Origin of the sequence: Photobacterium lipolyticum (assembly GCF_003026475.1) — a bacterium.
Lineage (GTDB): Bacteria > Pseudomonadota > Gammaproteobacteria > Enterobacterales > Vibrionaceae > Photobacterium > Photobacterium lipolyticum.
The window spans coordinates 39,740-62,087 of record NZ_PYMC01000015.1; the positions used below are offsets into that span (position 1 = coordinate 39,740).

17 protein-coding genes are annotated in these 22,348 nt (G+C 49.0%); 7 read left to right on the forward strand and 10 right to left on the reverse strand.

The genetic code is table 11. The annotated features are described in order from the left end of the window. Positions 1-127: 127 nt before the first annotated feature. The 3 genes from acs to C9I89_RS17565 all read right to left on the reverse strand — a co-directional run bounded on the left by acs (position 128) and on the right by C9I89_RS17565 (position 4,794). The gene (acs, locus tag C9I89_RS17555; protein ID WP_107284617.1) at positions 128-2,077 is read right to left on the reverse strand and encodes an acetate--CoA ligase; all 1,950 of its coding nucleotides are present in this window, start codon (positions 2,075-2,077) and stop codon (positions 128-130) included. A 202-nt stretch (positions 2,078-2,279) separates the two neighbouring features. Beyond that, on the reverse strand, positions 2,280-2,903 hold the full coding sequence (locus tag C9I89_RS17560; RefSeq protein ID WP_107284618.1) for a 3'-5' exonuclease: 624 nt from the start codon (positions 2,901-2,903) through the stop codon (positions 2,280-2,282). An 88-nt stretch (positions 2,904-2,991) separates the two neighbouring features. Continuing rightward, positions 2,992-4,794 carry a DUF294 nucleotidyltransferase-like domain-containing protein gene (locus C9I89_RS17565; protein ID WP_107284619.1) on the reverse strand — a complete coding sequence of 601 codons (1,803 nt, stop codon included), beginning with the start codon at positions 4,792-4,794 and terminating at the stop codon, positions 2,992-2,994. A gap of 266 nt (positions 4,795-5,060) precedes the next feature. Here C9I89_RS17565 and C9I89_RS17570 point away from each other — a divergent pair, with 266 nt between their 5' ends. Both C9I89_RS17570 and C9I89_RS17575 read left to right on the forward strand, forming a co-directional pair. After that, positions 5,061-6,278 carry a 3-phenylpropionate MFS transporter gene (locus tag C9I89_RS17570; RefSeq protein ID WP_107284620.1) on the forward strand — a complete coding sequence of 406 codons (1,218 nt, stop codon included), beginning with the start codon at positions 5,061-5,063 and terminating at the stop codon, positions 6,276-6,278. Positions 6,279-6,391: 113 nt separating this feature from the next. Then, positions 6,392-9,859 (forward strand): PAS domain-containing hybrid sensor histidine kinase/response regulator, encoded by a 3,468-nt coding sequence (locus C9I89_RS17575; protein ID WP_107284621.1) that lies wholly within the window; start codon positions 6,392-6,394, stop codon positions 9,857-9,859. A gap of 98 nt (positions 9,860-9,957) precedes the next feature. Here C9I89_RS17575 and flhA read toward each other — a convergent pair whose 3' ends face one another. From flhA to C9I89_RS17610, 7 genes are read right to left on the reverse strand one after another with little or no spacing between them, the layout of a single operon-like run. After that, positions 9,958-12,060, reverse strand: a complete 2,103-nt coding sequence (flhA, locus tag C9I89_RS17580; RefSeq protein ID WP_107284622.1) for a flagellar biosynthesis protein FlhA — start codon at positions 12,058-12,060, stop codon at positions 9,958-9,960. A 16-nt stretch (positions 12,061-12,076) separates the two neighbouring features. Then, positions 12,077-13,204 (reverse strand): flagellar biosynthesis protein FlhB, encoded by a 1,128-nt coding sequence (gene flhB, locus C9I89_RS17585; RefSeq protein ID WP_107284623.1) that lies wholly within the window; start codon positions 13,202-13,204, stop codon positions 12,077-12,079. Beyond that, a complete protein-coding gene (gene fliR, locus C9I89_RS17590; RefSeq protein ID WP_107284624.1) occupies positions 13,201-13,980 on the reverse strand; it encodes a flagellar biosynthetic protein FliR in 780 nt (259 codons plus the stop codon). The genes flhB and fliR overlap by 4 nt, the downstream gene beginning before the upstream one ends. A 3-nt stretch (positions 13,981-13,983) precedes the next feature. Next, complete coding sequence (gene fliQ / locus C9I89_RS17595) at positions 13,984-14,253, reverse strand: flagellar biosynthesis protein FliQ (RefSeq protein ID WP_107284625.1); 270 nt, start codon at positions 14,251-14,253, stop codon at positions 13,984-13,986. A 2-nt stretch (positions 14,254-14,255) separates the two neighbouring features. Next, positions 14,256-14,984 (reverse strand): flagellar type III secretion system pore protein FliP, encoded by a 729-nt coding sequence (gene fliP, locus C9I89_RS17600; RefSeq protein WP_107284626.1) that lies wholly within the window; start codon positions 14,982-14,984, stop codon positions 14,256-14,258. Next, complete coding sequence (fliN, locus tag C9I89_RS17605; protein WP_107284627.1) at positions 14,984-15,343, reverse strand: flagellar motor switch protein FliN; 360 nt, start codon at positions 15,341-15,343, stop codon at positions 14,984-14,986. The genes fliP and fliN overlap by 1 nt, the downstream gene beginning before the upstream one ends. A gap of 11 nt (positions 15,344-15,354) precedes the next feature. Further along, positions 15,355-16,248 (reverse strand): flagellar motor switch protein FliM, encoded by an 894-nt coding sequence (locus C9I89_RS17610; RefSeq protein ID WP_170107730.1) that lies wholly within the window; start codon positions 16,246-16,248, stop codon positions 15,355-15,357. 730 nt (positions 16,249-16,978) lie between these two features. Between C9I89_RS17610 and C9I89_RS17615 the strand changes: the two genes are divergently transcribed. The 5 genes from C9I89_RS17615 to fliG are packed head-to-tail and all read left to right on the forward strand — an operon-like array spanning position 16,979 to position 22,348. Then, complete coding sequence (locus tag C9I89_RS17615; protein ID WP_107284628.1) at positions 16,979-17,854, forward strand: OmpA family protein; 876 nt, start codon at positions 16,979-16,981, stop codon at positions 17,852-17,854. Positions 17,855-17,874: 20 nt separating this feature from the next. Next, positions 17,875-19,293 carry a sigma-54 dependent transcriptional regulator gene (locus C9I89_RS17620; protein WP_170107734.1) on the forward strand — a complete coding sequence of 473 codons (1,419 nt, stop codon included), beginning with the start codon at positions 17,875-17,877 and terminating at the stop codon, positions 19,291-19,293. A gap of 20 nt (positions 19,294-19,313) precedes the next feature. Beyond that, a complete protein-coding gene (gene fliE, locus C9I89_RS17625) occupies positions 19,314-19,658 on the forward strand; it encodes a flagellar hook-basal body complex protein FliE (protein WP_107284629.1) in 345 nt (114 codons plus the stop codon). A 13-nt stretch (positions 19,659-19,671) separates the two neighbouring features. Then, complete coding sequence (gene fliF / locus C9I89_RS17630) at positions 19,672-21,354, forward strand: flagellar basal-body MS-ring/collar protein FliF (RefSeq protein ID WP_107284630.1); 1,683 nt, start codon at positions 19,672-19,674, stop codon at positions 21,352-21,354. After that, positions 21,341-22,348: a flagellar motor switch protein FliG gene (fliG, locus tag C9I89_RS17635; RefSeq protein WP_107284631.1), complete on the forward strand. Its 1,008-nt coding sequence runs from the start codon at positions 21,341-21,343 to the stop codon at positions 22,346-22,348. The genes fliF and fliG overlap by 14 nt, the downstream gene beginning before the upstream one ends.

The window sequence follows — 22,348 nt, forward strand, 5'->3', positions numbered from 1 at the left end:
ACACCATCATTATCGCGAGCAAGGTAGAAAATTTGGCGGTGAGTGGTCCGAGCATTGCTGCGGCTGAATGCTTTTGTTGACAAAAAAGCCGCCTTGCGGCGGCTGGGTATTCTACGGTTATTCCCGGTTATAAAACGGTCTGCTTTTCGGCAATCAGTTTATCGACAACACTTGGATCGGCGAGGGTCGACGTATCACCCAGGCTGCCGGTATCACCGGTTGCGATCTTGCGTAAAATCCGGCGCATGATTTTACCTGAACGGGTTTTGGGCAATGCATCTGTCCAATGCAAGAAATCTGGCGTTGCAATCGGGCCAATTTCTTTACGTACCCAGTCTTTCACTTCTTTATGCAGTTCAGCGCTTGGATACTCACCGGCATTTAAGGTGATATAGGCGTAGATTGCCTGGCCCTTAATGTCGTGCGGCACCCCAACAACTGCTGCTTCTGCAATTTTATCAAAAGCAACCAGCGCCGATTCGATTTCTGCGGTACCCATACGGTGACCGGAAACGTTCAGTACGTCATCAACCCGGCCGGTGATCCAGTAGTAACCGTCTTCATCACGACGGGCACCGTCACCAGAGAAGTACATGCCCTGGAAGGTTGAGAAGTAGGTTTGTTCAAAGCGTTCATGGTCACCCCATAGAGTACGCATCTGACCGGGCCATGAATCAATGATGACCAGGTTACCTTCAGCGGCACCGTCAAGAATGTTTCCCATATTATCAACGATCGCGGGTTGGACACCGAAGAATGGACGTGTGGCCGAGCCCGGTTTCAGCTCCGTTGCCCCAGGCAGCGGGGTGATCATAATACCGCCGGTTTCAGTCTGCCACCAGGTATCGACAACCGGGCAGTGGCAGTTGCCGATAGTGCGGTGATACCATTCCCATGCTTCCGGGTTAATCGGCTCACCCACCGATCCCAAGATCCGCAGTGATTCGCGGCTGGTGCCTGCAATCGCCTGATCGCCTTTCGCCATCAGGGCACGAATCGCGGTTGGGGCGGTATAAAGAATATTAACGCCATGCTTATCAACGACTTCGCTCATGCGGCTGGTGGATGGGTAATTAGGGACACCTTCAAACATAAGGGTTGTCGCCCCGTTGGCCAAAGGCCCATAAACCAGGTAGCTGTGGCCGGTGATCCAGCCGACATCTGCGGTACACCAGTAAACCTCACCTTCTTGATAGTCAAAGACGTACTTGAAGGTCATGGTCGCGTAGACTAGGTAGCCACCAGTGGTATGCAGTACGCCTTTAGGTTTCCCGGTCGATCCTGACGTATATAGAATGAAAAGGGGATCTTCGGCACTCATTTCTTCCGGTTCGCAGTGGGTAGAAGCAACCTCAGTTGCTTCGTGCCACCAGACATCACGTTCGCTGTGCCATTCGATCTCACCACCGGTACGTTTTAGTACTAAGACCTTTTCCACACTGGTAACATGGTCTTTTGCCAAGGCGGCATCGACGTTCTTTTTCAGTGGTACGGCGCGGCCGGCCCGGACCCCCTCATCTGCGGTGATCACTACTTTCGCGTTGGAATCAATAATACGCCCCGCCAGCGCATCAGGAGAGAAACCGCCGAATACAATAGTATGCACGGCACCAATTCGGGTACAGGCCAGCATTGCTACAGCCGCTTCAGCGACCATTGGCATGTAAAGACAAACGACATCACCTTTACGTACCCCTTGGCTTTTCAGGGCATTGGAGAATTTGCAGACTTGCTCAAAAAGCTCGTTGTAGGTGAATGTTGCATCATCGGTCGGATCATCACCTTCCCAGATAATGGCAGGCTGATCGCCGCGAGTGGCCAGATGACGGTCAAGACAGTTGGCAGAAACGTTCAGAGTCCCGTCTTCAAACCAGTTAACTTTGACATGACCGGTATCAAACGAGGTATCTTTAACTTTAGTGAATGGCTTGATCCAGTCGACGATCTGTCCTTGCTCACGCCAGAACCTTTCAGGGTTGATAATCGACTGCTGGTACATCTCACGATATTTTTTATCATTCACGTGGGCGGTAGCTGCAATCTTGTGATTGACCGGATAAACATGAACCTCACTCATTCTATTCTCCTTGTGTTTCCGTCGGTGTCCTTCTGATGGACCAGATTATTTTTGTTGTAAGCCGTTGTCTCTGTTGATACTAACTTCCGACAGATTAAGATTTGCCACAATTAGACTTTAGGATGAGAGTGGGGGATCCGACGGGGTTCACTGGCGTTACATAGCTGTTACATTAAAAACCTTGCACTTGGCAAGGCTTGTATTATGCCGATCTGAGCATAGGGATATCACCGTATTTAAGCCGGACATAAATCAATGCCGCGGTAATGGAATCTTCCAGGGCGTCATGGCGCTGGGAAATTGGCAGACCAAGGTGGCGACTAATCGCTTCCAGGCTTAAATCGTAATAGGCATTGGGCAACAGTCGCTCTAGGCGATCATGGTAAAGATGGCTGACTTCGACCATTTTGTTTGGTAGCGCAAAGCCGAACAGGCGTAGGTAGTAGCGATCCAGAATGGTCTTGTCATAACGGATATGGTAGCCCACTAAAGGGCGGTTACCGATAAACCCCAGTAAGGTTGTTAAGGCCTGACGCGCTTCTAGTCCCGCTTGTAAATCCTGGTGGCGGATACGATGAATGGCCACAGAGTCAGCATTCAGGCTGTCAGGTGCACGCAGAGTTAAATGGATCGACTGGCTGGTTAATATTCGATTGTCTTTTATTCGGGTGGCCGCCATGGTGACCAATTCCGCGCGATGGGGATCTAAGCTGGTGGTTTCACAATCGAGCGAGACCAGCTCATCGCCCTGATAACGATGGAACAGATCATGGTAGGGGCTGTGTTTTAATTTACGCCGATACCAGTAACGTCTTAATACATTCATATGGTCGTTTCGAGTGCCGAGGTTCTAGTCTCTAGGCTCTAGGCTCTAGGCTCCAGGTTCTAGCTACTAGCTTCTCGCTACTCTCTCCCTAATCTCTGATCTGATAGTGATAGCCGAGCCACTCTTTAAATTTTTTCACAACATGAAGGCTGTGGCGCAGCAAGTCACGCTCGGTGCGGCTGAGATGGCTGATATTCAGCGGCTGGTTTTGCCCGCCGGCTTGATGATTCAGTTGCTGGCGCAGACGTATTTTAATGAACAGCTTTAAGGCTTCACTTAAATTCGATGCCGTAATAGATTCCAGCACTTTGTGCTGTTCTAGCCGGTTGATGCGATCGAAGGTATTGTTGTCTTTGATGGCGTATTCCAGCGCCAAAGCACGAACGCCGTGAACGATGGGAAAGATACCGCCGCGCTTAATATCGACACCTTGTTTGCCGGATTTGATCTTGCCAAACAAGGTGAGGGGGACACTGAACCTGAGTGCCGGGCGGGTAAAGGTCGACAGTAACAATTCTTTTTCTGCCAGTTGCTGATGCAGGTGGATTTGCAGTGGAGCCAGTAAAGCCTGATTGCCGGCAACCGCATGGCTATCCGCCAGAATTGCCAGATCCATCATGCTGGCTTCTGTTCCCTGCTGGCAGCACTGGCTGATGGTGTGTAACCACTCACTTTGTGTTTTAACCCACTTGGGGTTGTTGACCATGACGTTGCCGGGACAGAGCGGATAACCCAGTTGTTGTAACGTTTGGGTCAGTTGTTCCATGACCCGCGGACAATCCGGCCAGTTAACGCCATCCTGTATGATTAAGGCGTTATCCTGATCGGTTTTCAGGATCTGCTCTCCCCGTCCTTCTGATCCCATGACCATCAGGCAGCAGAGGTTGTGCATATCGGCCGGTACAATCAGCTGAAAGGCTTTTTCGATGATCTGCTCGTTGACGGTGGCGATCAGCTCCATCACGAACAGGGTATGAATTCCGTTATTGAACAGGGTTTCCACCAGCCGCTGCTGACTGTCGGCAGCGAGGGATAATTCTGCAATATTATCGGCCCGGGCAATGCGCAACGTCAGTACATGTGAGTGGGTCGAGAACAAGCTCAGTACCTGGGTCAGATCCAGCATGCCGACGACCTGCCCGCTGTCCAGTACCTGTACCCGCTTCACCTTATGCCGGGTCATGGCAATCATGGCATTGAACAGAAAGTCGCCTTTATTCACACTGATCACCGGTGTGGTGGTGACGTGACTGACGGCGGTATCTGAAGGTTGCTGTTCCAGCATAACGGCGTGGAGCAAATCCGTGCGGGTCACAATACCGTATTGCGGGCTAGGGTTGAGCTCAACCAGAGCAGCATCGAAACCCTGTGCGCGCATTTTTTCCGTGACGGTTTTCAGGCTGGCGTCACGTGGCACCATCAGACAAGGCTGGATGTTATCGGCATCGATTTTGGTAAGAATAAATTCGGCCAGGTTCTGCTGACGCTGTGCTTCTTCAATCAGGTCCTGACGACGCGCGAGATTGGTATCGAAATAAGCCGCGAACTGGGCATTAGACTGGTAAAAATTGACAAAAATCTCTCTTGGCAGTAGGTAGCACAGAGTATCTTCCAGCGCGATATAGTGATGACGGCTTTCACTTTCCAGCTGAGCGCGGACATCGAACATATCGTCACGGGCATAGTGGGCATAAGTTTCCTTGCCGTCGGTGGAGATCTCCTCGACACCGCCTTTGATGATGATGAATAGCTGGCTGCAGATTTCTCCGGCCCGGATTATTTTTTCGCCGATCCGAAAATAAGCCACATCCAGCGCATCTTTCAGTACCTGTTGCTGCTCAGGATAAAGGCGATCAAATGGTGTCAGTGAGGTGTCTAACTTATCAGGCATCTTACTCCCCGTCGCGCAGTCTGTTTGTTCCTACCGACAGTCTCGCTTAACTTGCCGGCAAGCTCCAGACGACTTTAGTCTATACCCAACTAACCTCAATCCCGGCTCAATTCTGTATTTTGAAATGATTTGGGTATCGTCGCTGTCATCGCATTCTGGCTCATACAAGAAGGGCTGGCTGATTTGTCTGATTAATCCGTAGGCTTGTGGGTTCCGATTGGGCATAATGTCGGCTCTTTCTCCTCGCTATGCATTTAGGAATTAGCATGTTTCGTAGTAGTCCTTATGGCTGGACCTCGCAATATTTGTTGGGTTTTTTCTTCACTTATGGTGTCTATCTACCATTCTGGGCGTTATGGTTCGCCCATTTAGGGGTCGATGCTTCTGATATTGGCTTGCTATTAGGGCTGGGTTTTGGGGTGCGTTGTCTAGCGAACCTGGTGCTGACTCCGCGTATCCATAAAGTAGAACATTTAATTCCGGCATTGCGTTGGTTTACGTTGGCGGGGCTGATTGGATGTGTTTTATACATCTTCTGTGGTGGCAGTTTGTGGGCCCTTACTGCGGTGACCATTTTATTTAACCTGGCCGCAGGTCCGGTGATCCCTATTTCGGATGCTTTAGCGAATCATTACGCCAAAGACGGTCACTTAGACTACGGCCGCACTCGCTTATGGGGATCGATAGCGTTCATTGCCGGATCGACTGTTGTCGGTATTCTGGCGGCTGAATACGGTGCCAATGTGATCCCTTGGGTGGCGATTTCAGGATTAGCGGTGGCGTTAGTGCTGTCGATGCGTACACCCGTGATTGCCCCTCGTGAAGATGAACACCATGATCTGCCGCGCCCGGCGCTAATGGATATGCTAAAAGACAGCAGTGTGATGCGCTTTCTGTTCATCGTTGCTTTATTGCAGGGCAGCCATGCCGCTTATTACAGTTTTAGTGCGATTTACTGGAAAGATGTGGGTTATAGCGAAGCGATCATCGGTTATTTGTGGAGCTTCAGTGTCGTTGCTGAAGTTGGGGTTTTTGCCCTGAGTAAGCGTATTTTTGCCGGTTGGAGTGTCAGCGGTATGTTCCGTTTGGCGGCGATGGGGGTGTTGCTACGCTGGGGGGTAACGGCAACGATGACCGAGCTACCTTTATTGGTGGTCGCGCAAGCGATGCACGGTATTACGTTTGCTGCCGCCCATTTAGCGGCTATTCGTTATATCCAGCATGCCAAAAGCAACCAAATGGTCGCCCTGCAGGCGCTGTATAATGCCTTGCCGTTGGGGGCGTTTATGGCCTTAATGACGGCATTAAGTGGCTGGCTGTATGGCCTGTGGGGAGCGAATTTATTCTGGTTGATGGCCGCGATGGCGATTCCTGTGCTGTTGATGAAGATTGAAGCCAAACCACACGGCAGCGCTCATCTTTCATCGCAGAATCCAGCCCCCCAAAAAAGCCAGGATTCACATAAAGCGGTAATCGAGTCTTAATATGACGACTTTGTAGATCGGCACAGAAAGAACTGTGATCTATCCTGATTGGTGTCCTTAACCAGATTGGTTAGTATGGGTTAACGTATCGTTAACACTGTCAGGGAAGTAACATGGCGCAGGGATGGATTGTCGTGCCGGTCTCATTGGCCTATCTTGGGCTGTTGTTTTTTATCGCCTGGTATGGCGATAAAAAACCGCAATGGATGGCGGGGTATCGCCCCTGGATATATAGCTTATCAATCGCCGTTTACTGCACCTCCTGGACATTCTATGGCACGGTCGGCCAGGCCAGCCAGAATATCTGGTCCTTTCTTCCTATCTACCTTGCTCCGATGATTGTTTTCACGGTTGGCTGGCGCATCTTGGCCCGGCTGATCTTAATTGCCAAACGGGAGCACATCACCTCCATTGCCGACTTTATTGCCGCGCGCTATGGCAAGTCTCAGGGATTGGCGGTACTGGTGACCATTATTGCGGTGGTTGGTATTCTGCCCTATATCGCACTGCAGCTACGGGGCATCACCATGGGGCTGGAGCAGATCTCGCCGGATCTTGGTCGAGATATTGGCCTCGAAGAGATGGATACCGCATGGTTAGTAACCCTGGCTTTAGCCGCTTTTACCGTCTTGTTTGGTACCCGCCATATTGATACCACAGAACACCATCGTGGCATGATGATGGCGGTGGCGTTTGAATCCTTAGTAAAGCTGGCGGCCTTTTTAATTGTCGGGATGTTTGCGGTCAGCTTGTTGTTTGAGCTGCCGGATTTTCGGTGGGTTAAAGAGACGTATTGGCCGCCGACATCGCCGAATATCGGCAGTTTGCTCATCCACACCATGCTGACCATGGCGGCGATCATTTGTTTGCCGCGGCAGTTTCATACGACGGTGGTTGAGAATAACCGGGCGCAGGATCTGCATAAGGCGCGCTGGGTATTTCCGCTCTATTTGCTGTTGATGGGGGCTTTCGTGGTGCCGCTGGCGCTGGCCGGGCAGGCATTCATGCCGCACATTTCTGCCGATACCTATGTGATCAATCTGCCATTGCAGCAAGGTGCCGGCAGTATTGCGTTGCTGGCCTTTTTGGGGGGAACCTCGGCAGCCAGTGGCATGGTGATTGTATCGACGATTGCGCTGGCGATCATGGTGTCGAATGATCTGGTATTGCCGTTGCTACTCCGGCGCATGCGGGTGCCCGGTCGCAATTTCAGTGCATTTTCCGGGTTATTGCTGAATGTGCGGCGGGCCTTGATTTTGCTTTTACTCTTTGCCGCGTGGGGCTTTTATCTGGTACTCGATAATATTCCCTCACTGTCAGGCATTGGCTTATTGTCCTTTGCTGCGATTGCGCAGTTTACCCCGGCACTATTAGGCGGTATCTACTGGCGGCAAGGCAACCGCAAGGGGGTCTATGCCGGTCTGCTGAGTGGCTCTGCTATCTGGGTGATCACCATGATGGCGCAAACCGGGCTGCTGGCGGGTACCGCGGACACCAACCTGTTGCTATGGTTGTTAAGTCCGCCGCAATGGCCGCTGTTAGATCAACTGTCGTCGGTTGACTGGGGCATGCTGCTCAGTATGGTGGCCAATATGGCTCTGTATATCTCCGTTTCGCTGATGACTCGCTCGTCACTGACGGAGCGATTACAGGCCGCCGCGTTTGTCGGGGCACCGTTGCCGGAAACGGGCAATGCCAGCCTGTACCAGACCCGGGTAACCGTGGCTGAACTGGAAATACTGGCGGCGCGTTTTGTCGGCCGTAAGCGAGTACGTCAGGCCTTTCGCCAGTTCGCCGAGCAGCATCAGGATCCTTTATTGCCGCAACAGCAAGCCTCAGCGGCGATGATCCGTCATACCGAGCGGGTACTGGCCGGGGTATTCGGATCATCCTCGGCCCGGCTGGTATTAACGTCTGCCCTGCAAGGGCGCAACATGCAGCTGGAAGAAGTGGCGACCATTGTCGATGAAGCCTCTGAGTTGTTTGATTTCAGCCGGGGCCTGCTGCAAGGCGCGATCGAGCACATCAGCCAGGGGATCGCGGTGGTCGACAAGCAGTTGCGGCTGGTGGCATGGAACCAGCGTTATTTGGAGCTGTTTACTTTCCCGTCCGGGTTGATACAGGCTGGACGGCCGATTGCTGATGTGATCCGGCATAATGCCAGAGAGGGATTGTGCGGCCCGGGAGATCCCGAGAAACATGTGGCCAAGCGGGTTGAACACCTTCAGCGCGGAACGGCACATACCTCATCGCGCCCTCGTCCTGATGGCCGGGTCATTGAAGTGCAGGGTAACCCAATGCCCGGTGGCGGGTTTGTGATGAGCTTTACGGATATCACCGAATTTATCAAAGCGGAAAAAGCCCTGAAAGATGCCAATGAAAACCTGGAAGCGCGTGTTCAACAGCGTACCCGGGAGCTGGAACAGTTGAACCAGCGTCTGGTGTCGGCGACTCAGCAGGCCGAACAGCAGGCGCAGTCGAAAAGTCGTTTTCTGGCGGCCGTCAGTCATGATTTGATGCAGCCGCTCAATGCTGCGCGCTTGTTTTCATCGTCGTTAAGCGAAGTGGCCAAGGGGGAAGAGACAGTCAAATTATCACGCCATATCGAAAGTGCGCTGGGGGCGGCAGAAGAGCTGATTGGTGATTTGCTCGATGTTTCCAGACTGGAGGCCGGCAAGCTGCAGGTCAATGTCCACCCGTTCCCGATCAGGGATGTGCTTTCTATCTTAAGTGCAGAGTTCAGTGCGCTCGCGAAACAGCAACATATTCACTTTGAAGTGGTAAACAGTGATGCGGTGGTTATTTCCGATCCTAAATTACTGCGCCGGGCACTGCAGAACTTCCTCACTAATGCTTTTCGCTATAACCCGAAAGGTAAGGTGGTGCTGGGTGTCAGGCGGATCAAAGATAAACTTCAGATTGAAGTGTGGGATAACGGTCCGGGCATTCCGAAAGAGAAACAAGCTCATATTTTTGAGGAGTTTACCCGAATAGAACGCAGTGGTATCGATCATGGTTTAGGACTTGGTTTGGCGATCGCCCGAGGCATTAGCCGGGTGCTGGATCATCCTTTGTCACTTCGGTCATGGCCGGGACAGGGAACCGTGTTTGCTTTATCTGTACGCCGTGGGGTGGTCGCGCATCAAGATGATGGGGCCCAGTTCCAGTCAGTTGTCGAGAAAGCCGCGCCACTGGCCGGGGTCAAAGTGCTGTGTGTGGATAACGAGCCGGACATTTTGCTGGGAATGGAAAACTTGCTAACTCGCTGGGGGTGTGACGTGCGGTTAGCAGAAAATGTAGTGGGGGCAATACAGCAACTGGAAGATGGCTGGTGTCCTGAGTTTGTCCTTAGTGACTATCATCTGGCAAAAGGGCAGACCGGTTTGCAGGTTTTGCAGCAGTGCAGCCTGCGGTTAGGCTCCACCTTTAAGGGCGCAGTGATCAGTGCTGACCGGACCCGTGAAACCCTGCAGACGATCCGCGGGCATGGCTTCAGCTTTATCAGTAAACCGGTAAAACCGTTAAAGCTGAGAGCGTTGCTCAATCAGCATTCGCGAGATAAGCATAAAGATAAGGTGTGATAGTAATAGGTATAAAAAACGCCGACATGATTAGAGAATAAACCATGTCGGCGTTTTGACTTTTTTATATATCAGTTGATTGGGGGCAGAGGCGGAGGCTAGCCCATATTACCCACCACAGCCACACCTCTGTCATCAGGAATTTCATTAAACGATAAGACCTGTAAGCCTCGCGCACATACCCTTGAATAACGGGCCAGCAACGGTCGTAATTGTGGCAGTACCAATAAGATTGGCGTGTGGCCATTAAGGCGCATGTTGTCTAATACTTCTGGCAAGCTGCGTTGTAATTTATCGATCACAGTCGGCTCTAAGGCAAAACCGTCTAACTGTACGTGTCCACCTGATTGTGCCTGGCTTAATGCCCCCAGTAGCATGTTTTCCAATTCCGAAGAAAGGGTGACTGCCGGGACTTCGGTTTTCATGCCAATTAAATTATTGAGCAGCACTCGGCGTAAAATACAACGCACGTCGGCAGCTAATAGGATCGGGTCTTTGGAAAGCTCTGCTGACTCGACCAGTGAGTTGGCAATACTGACGATGTCAGACAGTGACACGCCGTCAACAGTTAACTGGCGGAATACGCGCAATAATTGCTGAGGGGATAATTTTTGTTGCAGATCGTCGGCTAACTTACTGTTCAGGGTCCCCAGGCGTTCAATAATCCCCGCGACTTGTTCGGGGCTAAGGATGTCTTCAATGTAATCGTTAATCACCTTGCTGACATGGGTCGAGATAATGGTCGCGTGATCAACCACGGTATAGCCGAGATTGACTGCTTTGTCTTTTTCTTGTGCCGCAATCCACACCGCTTCCATACCATAAGCCGGGTCTTTGGTGAGAATACCATCAACATTGCCATACACCTGGCCGGGGTTAATGGCCAGCAGGCGATCCATTTCAAGCTCGGCCTGGACAATCGTCGCGCCCCTAACGGCAATTTGGTACTGGCTGGCTTCTAACGCAAGGTCATCTTTGACATGAATCTGCGGGATCACAAAGCCACGCTGTTCGGTCAATGTTTTACGGATACCCACCAAGCGGCTGAGCAGCTCAGCCCCCTGACGGCGATCAATTAAGCTGACTAAGCGAAAACCGACATTTAAGCTCAAGGCATGGATGAGCGGAATATCACTAACAATCAGTTCTTTGTTTTCGGGTTGGTCGTGCTGCTCAACAATCTCTTCGGCGCGCGCTAAGTCGTCGTCATTTGTTGTCGAGTGATCGATTTTTGTCATTCGCCAGGCAGTAAAAGCGATGGCGGCAGAAAAGCATAAGAAGGCGAGATGGGGCATGCCCGGGATCAGACCCAGTACCAACATGATTCCGGCCACCACAAACAGCACGACTGGCGATGCCAGCATCTGCTTGCTGATTTGCTGTGACAGATTGTTACTGTCAGTGACTCGGGTAACAATGATTGCCGCCGCTGTTGCCAATAGCAGTGACGGGATCTGGGCGACAAGACCATCACCAATGGTTAATAACGCATAGGTTTGGAAGGCATCAGAAAATGAGAGCCCGTACTCGAACACACCGATGCTGATACCACCGATGATGTTAATAAACAGGATCAGCATCCCGGCAACGGCATCCCCTCGAACAAACTTTGATGCACCGTCCATCGAGCCATAGAAATCGGCTTCCTGTGCGACATCTGCCCGGCGCTGCTTAGCTTGAAGGTGATCGATAATCCCGGCATTTAAATCCGCATCGATAGCCATCTGTTTGCCCGGCATCGCATCAAGGGTAAAGCGGGCACTTACTTCGGAAATACGCTCGCCACCTTTGGTCACCACCACAAAGTTAATGATGATCAAGATGACAAAGACCACCATACCGACAACATAGTTACCGCCGATCACGACATCACCGAAGGCTTGGATCACTTTACCTGCAGCATCCCCCCCGTCCTGACCGTTCAGCAATACCACCCGGGTAGAAGCGACGTTCAGTGCCAGGCGCAGCAAGGTGGCAACCAGCAAGATGCTCGGGAATGCCGAGAAATCAAGCGATCGCTTACTGTATACGCTGACCAGCATAACGAGCAGCGACAGGACGATATTGAAGGTAAACAACATATCCAGCACCAGCGGCGGGATAGGCAGCATGATCATCGCCAGGATGATCATCAGGATCAATGGGATCCCCAGTTGTCCTCTGGCTAATAGCGGTAGTAGTGGGGCGAGTTTCTGTTTCATTGATGCTCAGTTCCAATTAGCGGCGCAATTCTTTGGGAATAGAGACCTGTGGGAATTCAGGTTTACTAGGTTGTCGACCTTGCTTGTACTGTTCCATTTGAAAGACAAAAGTCAGTATATGGGCAACGGCGACATATAAAGGGGCTGGGATTTCCTGCCATTCATTCGTCGAGTAATAAACGGCACGTGTCAGAGCCGGAATTTCGACGATCGGACGGTTGTGCTGGCGGGCAATTTGCCGCATCTCCAGTGCCATCTGATCGGTAGCTTTTGCCAAAACAAAAGGGGCGCTGGCTTTATCTAAATCGTATTTTAAAGCAATGGCATAATGGGTCGGGTTGGTGATCACCACATCCGCCTGCGGCACGGTTTTGTGCATTTGCCGTTGTGACATTTGTTGCTGTAGCTGCCTGATTTTAGCTTTGACCTCGGGCTTACCTTCGCTGTTTTTATGTTCTTCTTTCACTTCTTGCTTGGTCATTTTGAGTTGCTTGGTGTAGTCCCACCCTGCGTATGGCAACTCTAATACCGCAATTAACAGCAGCGCTAAGCCAAAACTAAATAGGCCCTGCCATAAAATGTCGACCGTTTGCAAAATCGCTTCGGTCAGCGGCAAGCGTTGCAGGGTAATTATTTGGGGAAGGTGGTTGCCCAGCAACCAATACAGGGTGCCGCCAATCAGGCTGACTTTTAGAATACTTTTGACCAATTCGGCGAGCGATTTGATGGAAAACATTCTTTTGATCCCCGACAGAGGGTTCAGTTTTGAGAGTTTGGGTTGGGCGGCAGTGACAGAAACATTCCAGCCGCCACGAATAATGTTAGCCAAAATCGTGATCATTAACAGCAGCCCGAAAATGGGGCTAATGGTAAAAATCATCGATGTTAAACTGAATGACAAATGCTCCAGCATGAACTCGGGTTCGAACGCAGCTTTTTTGGGAAGCGCCATATTTAAGGTGGCGATTTCGTCGAACATATGCGCCAAATCGCTGGAAAAGGCACTTAACAATAATGCTGCACCTAAAGTCATCAGGGCCGTGACCAACTCTTTTGAGCGGGGAAGGTTTCCTTCCTCGCGGGCTTTACGAAGCTTCTGCTGACTGGGCTGTTCGGTTTTGTCCTGGCTGCTATTCTCACTCATGGTTGAGGTGCCTCCAAATTCGCCATCATGGACAATGTTTCACTGCATAATCGAGTGAAGTTTTCCGGAATACTTGAAGTGGTAATCAGCAGGCACATCAGACCGAGCAGCATGGTCATCGGAAAACCGAGTGCAAAAACATTGAGCTGTGGGGCGGCGCGGTTCATCATACCGAAAGCACCGTTAACCAGTAGCATCGCGCATACAGCAGGAAGTGCCAATAGAAAGGCGGCCGCAATCAGCCAACCTAAGCGCATTACCACTGAATACAGGGCATCTTGGCTCGGCATTTCGCCAACGGGCCACACTTTAAAGCTTTGCACCACTACATCGAGCGCCACTAAATGACCATCTAGCGCGAGAAACAACAGCAAGATGTAGAGCTGATAGTATTTACCGAGTGTTGGAATGCTAACGCCATTTATCGGGTCATTGCTCATTGCCATACCCAATCCCATCTGCATCGATAAGATCTGCCCCATGGTGGTAAAAACGGCAAAGAGTAATTCCAGCATTAGTCCCATGATGCCGCCAATAATCATTTGCTGGGCACCCAGTATTAATGCATCCAGCGATAAGGGGTCAACACTTGGCATGGGGGGCATCAGGGGGGCCGCGAGAAGGCTAATGCAAAACGCCAGTCCGACCCGAACCTGAACAGGAATGGTTGATCCACCAAATACTGGCATCATTAGCATGGCTGCACCCAGGCGGAAAAATGGCCACCAGATTTGGCCTAGCCAAGCGGTAAGCTGAGCTGCTGAAACATCAAGCATGTATTAGCCGATCAGGTGTGGGATGTTTAAAAATAAGCGCGAGAAAAGATCGCTTAACGTGCGCAACAACCACGGCCCTGCAAAGCCGAGCATGGCAAAAGTCATCAGCAGGCGGGGCAGAAAACTAAGGGTCTGTTCATTAATCTGGGTCGCAGCCTGGAAAATACTGACCACCAAGCCAACCAGCAGGCTTGGTATAATCAAGACACAAACCATGCTGACGATGATCATTAACGCTTCACCAAAAAACGTCGCGACAAATTCAGAATTCATAATTAGCCAAAGCTCGCACTTAATGTCCCCACGGTCATCGACCAACCATCGACCATCACAAACACCATTAGCTTAAACGGCAATGAAATAATCAAGGGCGATAGCATCATCATACCCATCGCCATCAAGACGCTGGCAACGACCATATCGATGATTAAAAAGGGAATGAATAACATAAAGCCAATTTGGAACGCCGTTTTTAATTCACTCAGAATAAAGGCAGGCATTACGATCAAGAAGTCCAGATCATCAACACTGTCTGGAGCCGGTTCATCGGCAATACGCAAAATTTGTTCTAAATCGGTTTCCCGGGTCTGCTGCAGCATAAATTGACGCAATGGTTTTTCGCCAACTTTAGCGGCCTCAAACATCGTCATTTCACCTTGCTGGTAAGGGATAACGGCATGGTCGTAAATGTCGTAGATCACCGGCCGCATAATAAACAGTGATAATGTCAGTGCAATGCCGATCAGTACCCGGTTCGGGGGACTTTGCTGCAGGCCCATCGCCTGGCGCAAGATACCAAGTACAATGATGATGCGGGTAAAACTGGTGACCATCAATAACATGGCGGGTAAAAATGCCAGCGCAGTCATCAGCAGGAATATTTGCAGCTTGACGCTATATTCCTCCTGGCCATTTGGTCCATTGATGGTTAAAAGCGGGAGGTCTTGTGCGATTGCCGGGTGACTGATAAACAGGAATGCCAGCAATATCCCAAGCAGGCGCATTACTTGGTTAACCCTTTTAGCATGTCGTTATCATCAACCACATCGACTAAACGCAGGCCGTATTTATTATTCACAATAACCACTTCGGCGTGGCCGAGCAGGGTGCCATTCACTTTGACATCCATCGCCTCACCACTGATTTTATCTAACTCAATGACCGTACCCAAACCAACATTCATTAAATCGCCGACCATTAACTCGGTACTTGCGACTTCAAGGGTTAAGTTCACCGGAATATTACGAATGAAGCTCATGTCTTGCGATGATGTAGTTTGGACTCCGGGCACTTGATCTTGGCCCAAGTTACCTAGATCCAAATCATCAAGGTCAAGACTCAAATCATTGTTTTGTTCAGACATGTCGGTTCCTGCTACTGCTTGATAATACTTTTAATTTGAAGCACTAAACTTGCATTGTTTTCGGCAATTCGTGCTGTAAATAATGACGTTTTTCCGGCTCTTACGGTGACTTCACCAGGCAGTTCAACCGGAATAACATCACCCGCCTTTAAATCCATTACTTTGCCAAGAGCTAAGTTTCGTTCGCATAACGTGGTGGTTAACCGCATAGGGGTCTGGCAAATTTTGCTTTGAATCTTAGCCTGAAGTTCCGGATCGGTTTCAACGTCTGCGGGTTTACATTGTTGATCGCGTAAAAAATCTAATCCGGCAAAAGGTAAGGCGATATCAAACCAACCTTTATGACCGCAAACATCAATGGTAAAACGGCAAACCTGATACAGCTGATTATTTTGCATCGGGTTGCCGAGCCGAAGCGTATTCTTTTCGGTTAATTGGCTGTCCCAGCTGGTAATGCTGTGCCAACCATGTGCAAATTGTTCTAGTGCCTGATTGAAAAAGCGTTCGACAAGACGTAGCTCTGTATCACTCATCTCATTGCTGCGGCGGTTGTTATTACCGCTGCCGCCAAAAAAAAGATCAACCATGAAAAACAACAATTCACCATCAATGGAGACCGCGCCGTGTAAATCATGCGGGCTAACCGTAAACTCACGATACAAGGATGGCTTTTTAAGTTGTTGTAAATAATCTTGTAATTTTAAAGTGTCCTGCTGATCGAAACTAAACTCGACAGGGTGGCGCAACAGGTGATGAAAAGACTGGCGTGCTGAACGCTCAAATTGCTTGCACACATTGTCGATAATTGCCTGTAAGGCACCAATGCGATGTTCAGGACTGGCGAGATCAAAATCACGGACCTCTGTCTGATCAAGGTTTGAAATGATTTTGCTCTTTTTCATCATGACCTTATTTTAAATAATGAGTTTAAATAACCAGAATGTGATATTAACGGAATATGACACCGGTATCTTATAATGGTTGTATATGATTTCAATTTGAGCGTAAGTAATTTAACTAATACAATTTTTAATAAAAACATTTTTGTTATTAATAATCCGAATTTATAACTGTAGTAATTATTGATTTTGTGACTTTAATTCCAATTAGAACTGGAAGTTGAAAACATTACTTTAAATTGTTAACAAATACACAGCCAATAAATAAAAAGAGATAACTAATTTCGCATCAAGTTCGTTTCAGACCTCATTAGGCGGGTGAGACTACCGTTTGACCAATAGGTTTGTCAATTCAAATGTAGCCTTATATAGGGCGTCAAAATATTATCACTTTGAGGTATGTAAGCGTTCATTATATTGACGGTTGACATATCATGACGAATGATTTCTTATTAGCATGAAAAAATAGATATAAAAGCGAATAAATGCGTTAACTCACACGATTAATCAGAATGTCCCCGCGATTAAATGAAATACCATGTTATATGCTTGTGGTGTTTTAATTAAATGTATTTGATTGGTATGTTGTGGGGGATGTGATAATGAATGTTATAAAAAATATAAATAAGTTTAAGTAAATAGATTAAGTGGTCGCTTTTATAGCAACTAAAATTTTAGCGTGGTTATTGTTTAAGTTGTTACAACCTTTCATTGTTAATTTAGGCATCGGTAGAGAGTGATTATAAAAAGCATTATTGCAATGTTGATGTTGGTTGTTTCTTGTTCAGCGTGCGCTGGCGAGAAGGTATGGTTATCACCATTAGATAGCAGCTCCTGGGTGTTTTCAGGTAATAAAACGGAATGTGCTCTCTCCCATGTGGTTGAGGGGTTCGGGGTCGCTAAAATAATTGCTGAAGCTGGTGCGGGTACACGCCTAGAAATTATCTCGAAAGAACTGAAAAACCTCACGGGTAATCATTCTGTCGATTCAATTCCGGCCTCTTGGGCAACCGAAAAGCCGAATAACATTCATTATCAAAGTGACGTGTCTTTCACTCTGTTAACTCACGAGCTTGTTTTTAATGATGCAGATGAAGTTTTCGAGCGTTTGGATCAGGGTGAATGGATTCAAGTTCGTTTAAATGGCGGTGGTCAAAAAACACACACCGTTGTGCTTTCTAATGTGAATTTTGAAGCACCATCAAAACAATACCTGTCCTGTAAAGGAAACTTGATTTCACTTAACTACCAACAGGTTAGATCTTCTGAGTTCTATTACCCGTCAGGTTCGACATTGGTTTCGAAAGCAGACGCCAGAGTGCTGTACGGTATTTCTGAGTATGTACAAGGCATTCGGTCAATTAAAAAAATATTAATTGATGGTTATTCTGATAACCAAGGACGATCGGCGGTCAATTTACGAATGTCGCGTGAGCGTGCTGAAGAAGTGGCCGCCTTACTGATTGAATTTGGTGTATCCCATCAAATGATTCAAATTCGGTCTCATGGTGATCGTTATCCCATCGCTGATAACCGGTCTGCTGATGGGCGACAGAAAAATCGACGCGTCACGGTACGTTTAATCAAGAACTCTGCGGCAGGTATGCAATGAGAAATGAGTGGCAAGTGTTGATGTTTCAACCGCAAAACTCTGCGCTTGAACAATCATTATCATCTGGAAATTCAATTGGCTATAATTTAACGCGTACTGAAACTGCGTTCGATTGCCTGAATTTGCTGGCTCAAAATCAGTGGGACTTATTACTCCTGCCCGCTTGTTTAAGCGACGGTACTGAAGCCGCAGATATGATTAAATTGTTTCGGCGCCATGGATACAGTGGTGCCGTCGTTGTGCTGTCTGAACTTCAACATGTTGCGGAGGTTACCCGTGCCTTGCAGCAGGGGGCAATGGATTACCTGTTGATCCCTTTTGGTCATACTCATTTATCGCAGCTCGTTCAACGTTTGGTACAGACGCAACAGCATCAGCAGAGCATTGTGGCTGAATCTTGCCAAAGTAAGCAGATGTTCCAATTGGCACAACGTGTTGCACAGACGGAAGCTTCTGTTCTGATCAACGGTGAAAGTGGTACCGGCAAAGAAGTATTATCACGATTCATCCATGATTCCTCTCCGCGTGCAGCTGGGCCGTTCATTGCCATTAATTGCGCGGCGATCCCAGAAACCATGATCGAATCAATCTTATTTGGCCATACCAAAGGTGCCTTTACCGGAGCCATATCAGCACAGGCGGGTAAATTAGAAATCGCCAATGGCGGTACGTTGCTACTTGATGAAATCGGTGAGTTGCCACTGGCACTGCAAACCAAATTATTACGGGTGCTGCAGGAGCGTGAGGTTGAACGTTTAGGTAGCCATAAAAAAATTAAGCTAGATATTCGTGTGTTAGCCGCAACCAACCAAGATTTAGAAAAAGCCATTGCCAATGGCCGTTTTCGCGCTGATCTGTATTATCGTCTGAATGTTTTTCCCCTTCACTGCGCGTCATTGAAAGATCGCCAGGAAGACATTATCCCGTTAGCGAAAAATTTACTTCGCCGCCATATGCCGCAAGGGCAGGCGAATACGCAATTTACCAAAGCCGCACAACAAGCACTGTGCAGTTACGATTGGCCCGGTAATGTGCGGGAGCTGGAAAATGTTATTCAGCGCGCTTTAGTGATGAGCCGTGGCTGTTTGATCCGTGAAGAAGATTTGATGTTACCGACGTTAGACAAAATGGCTAACGAGCGGACCCCCGCCGTTCCTGCGTCACCATCATTGAGTGTGGCAATGCCTACTCGAACACCACCACCATCACGAACAAAGCCTGATTTACAAAAAAGCCGTAAGCTTGCTGAATTTGACACTATTATTGCGACCCTGCGTCGTTTTGATGGTCACCGTAGCAAGACGGCAGAAGAGCTGGGGGTATCAACCCGGGCGCTTCGCTACAAAATTCAGACCATGCGCGAGCAAGGGCTGGATATCGAAAAAATCCTAACGGGGCAAAATGCAGATTTAGTCCCGACAAACTTTAATTTTTCCTAACCGTTATTACGAGACCTGTCATGCAAGACAATGTGATGAGCATGAATCTGCCATTAAGCCAGATGAGCGAAATTCAAGCGCAAATGAATACGCTGGAACCAATTCAGATCGCCCCGAACCCAATGACGGTTAATCAAGCGAATACTGTTAATTTTAATGAGGTTATCTCCCAGGCACTCAATAGTGTTGATCAGCAAGGCAAAGAAGCATCGGCTTTAATGACGGCGGTTGATACGGGAAAAAGTGATGATTTAGTGGGGGCCATGGTTGCCAGTCAAAAAGCCAGCCTCTCGTTTGCGGCACTTGTGCAAGTACGTAACAAGTTGCTCACAGCCTATGACGACGTCATGAAAATGCCAGTATAACAGGACCGTTTAAGTGACTGAATTAATGAAACAGCGGCTGTCGAATATGGCGAGCCCTTCCACTATGGGACGACTGCTTACGGGCACTCGTCTTATTGTGTTATTAGGCCTTATTGCTGCGTTAGTGACAACTGCCGTCGTGATTGGTTTGTGGCAAGGTAATAGCCAGTACCGTCCGTTGTATGGCGAACAAGAAAAATTTGACCGTAGCCAGGTGATCTCAGTTCTTGAGCAACAGGGAATGGATTATTATATCGAGCCTCAGCAAGGCAACGTGATGGTTGATCGCGATAGTTTAGGAAAAGCGCGTTTAGCGCTGGCCGCTGCCGGTATTGAAGCCCAATTACCAGCCGGGCTTGAAATTTTATCGCAAGACTCCAGTTTAGGAACGAGCCAGTTTATTGAAAGTGCCCGCTATCGCCATGGTTTAGAAGGCGAGCTGGCATTGAGTATCATGGAGCTGGACGCCATCACCAATGTGCGCGTGCATCTGGCTATCCCTAAGCAAACCTTATTCGTGCGCCGTGAGAAAGAGCAGCCATCGGCTTCGGTTGTTTTGTCGTTAGCCTCTGGGCGTGAACTGACGACCGAGCAAGTGACCGCGATTGTTAATTTAGTCGCAGGTAGTGTGCCGGATCTGAATGCCGATCGGGTCAATGTTATCGATCAGCAAGGCCGTTTATTGTCATCGGTGATTAACAGCGATGGTAAGCATAGCCGTAACAGCAGCAGTTACCTGGAATACGTCCAAAATCTAGAACGTAGTTATATCAACCGCGCAGCGCGTATGCTGCGACCAATGGTGGGTATTGATAACTTCCAGGTGGAAGTGGCTGCCGATATTAACTATGACCGCACTGAAGCAACAGAAGAAAGCTATGCCCCTGAAGGGTCGGTTCGCAATGAATTTAACACGATGGATCGTCGTGTCGGCAAAGCTGCCCAAGGGGTTCCCGGCGCATTAAGTAACCGCCCACCGGAAGAAGATGAAGAGGGGGATCCAAATGCTGGTAATGAACGCAGTGAATCATCCCGTGATTACGCCTTAGATCGTGTACTTAAACATACGCTCTACCAGCAGGGGCAGTTGAAGAGTTTAAGTGTCTCTATATTGCTAAATGGCCAGCCAGAGACCTTTACTCCAGAGCAACTGACGAATATCAAGCAAATGTTAGCCGATGCCATGGGGATTAATGAAGCCCGTGGTGATCAGTTCAGTGTCTTGGTGTACCCATTCACTAAAGCAGAAGCCAACTTATTGGCTGAAGAGCCGGTCTGGTGGATGCAATTAATCTGGTTAGATTACTTACGCTATATTTTATCTGCCATTGTGGCATTGGTGATTCTGTTAGTCGTTGTTCGTCCGGCGGTTCGTCAGCTGTCTGGTGCTAGCAAGTCGACAGCATTAGCCGTGGTAAACGATGAGCAGGAAGCTGTTACTGACAAATCAGCAAATAAGAAGGCCGCGCTGAGCAATGATACGAGTCCGGAAATTGAAGTTACACCGGTTGCAGCGACAGCGGAAGGCGCAAGCTTAAGCTCGGTTGTCGCGAGTGAAGACTATCCAGAATTGCCAAGTCCTGAAACGGGATTAGAAGTGCAATCATCTTACCTTCAGATGTTATCTGAGAAAGAACCAGAGCGTGTTGCTCACGTCGTTAAACAATGGATTACGCCGAAAGATGATGACAACTGAGAATAACCCGAACATTGAACAAGCGGCGATCCTCCTGTTGAGCATGGGAGAAGAAGCGGCGGCAAATGTTTTGAAGCAACTTGATCGCGAGCAAGTACGCCAACTATCGATTGCGATGGCGGGCATTCCTGCGGTGAAAAAAGATCAGGCTGAACAAGTATTTCAGCGTTTCTTTACTGACTTCCAAAGTGAATCTGGTATCTCAGGTGCTTCGCGTAGCTATCTTGAACGGACGCTAAACAAGGCGTTAGGCCAATCGTTGTCACAGCCGTTGCTTGACTCAATCTATGGCGATTCACTGAAGCATAACTTGCAACGTTTGCAGTGGTTAGAGCCAGCCAAACTTGCCGAATTGATCTCGGGCGAACACCCGCAGATGCAAGCCGTTTTTCTTGCTTATTTAGAGCCGGAAGTGGCAACGAATCTGCTTGCGCGTTTACCGTCAGAAAATCTTGACGACTTGCTATATCGCTTAGCGAACTTGAAAGAAATTCATCCAGATATGATTGATGAAGTGCATGTCTTATTGGAGAAGTTCTTAGCGCAAGTTGGCCAGCAGAACAGCACGCTGGTCGACGGCACGCAAAAAGCGGGCGATATCATCAACCGCCTGCAGGGCGAGCAGAGCCAGAAGGTGCTAAGCGGGATGAAAGATCTCGATCCTGAGCTGGTTGCGAAGCTTGAATCGCAAATGTACAACTTCAGTATTCTGGTACGTCAGACGGAAGAAACCCTTGAGCGCCTGGTTGAAGAGGTGGATCAAGAGGTACTGGCGACGGCATTGAAAGGGTGCGAGCAAGCACTGCAAGATAAAATCTTTGCCACCATGCCTAAACGCGCAGCGCAATATTTACGTGAAGCGATGGAAGGCAAAGGCCGCGTGCGTCTTAGTGCGGTGGAAGAGGCAAGAGCGCAACTTATTACCACGTTACGTCAGCTGGCTGATGCCGGTGAAGTTGAATTACAACTGTTTAGCGAACCTGTTGTGGAGTAA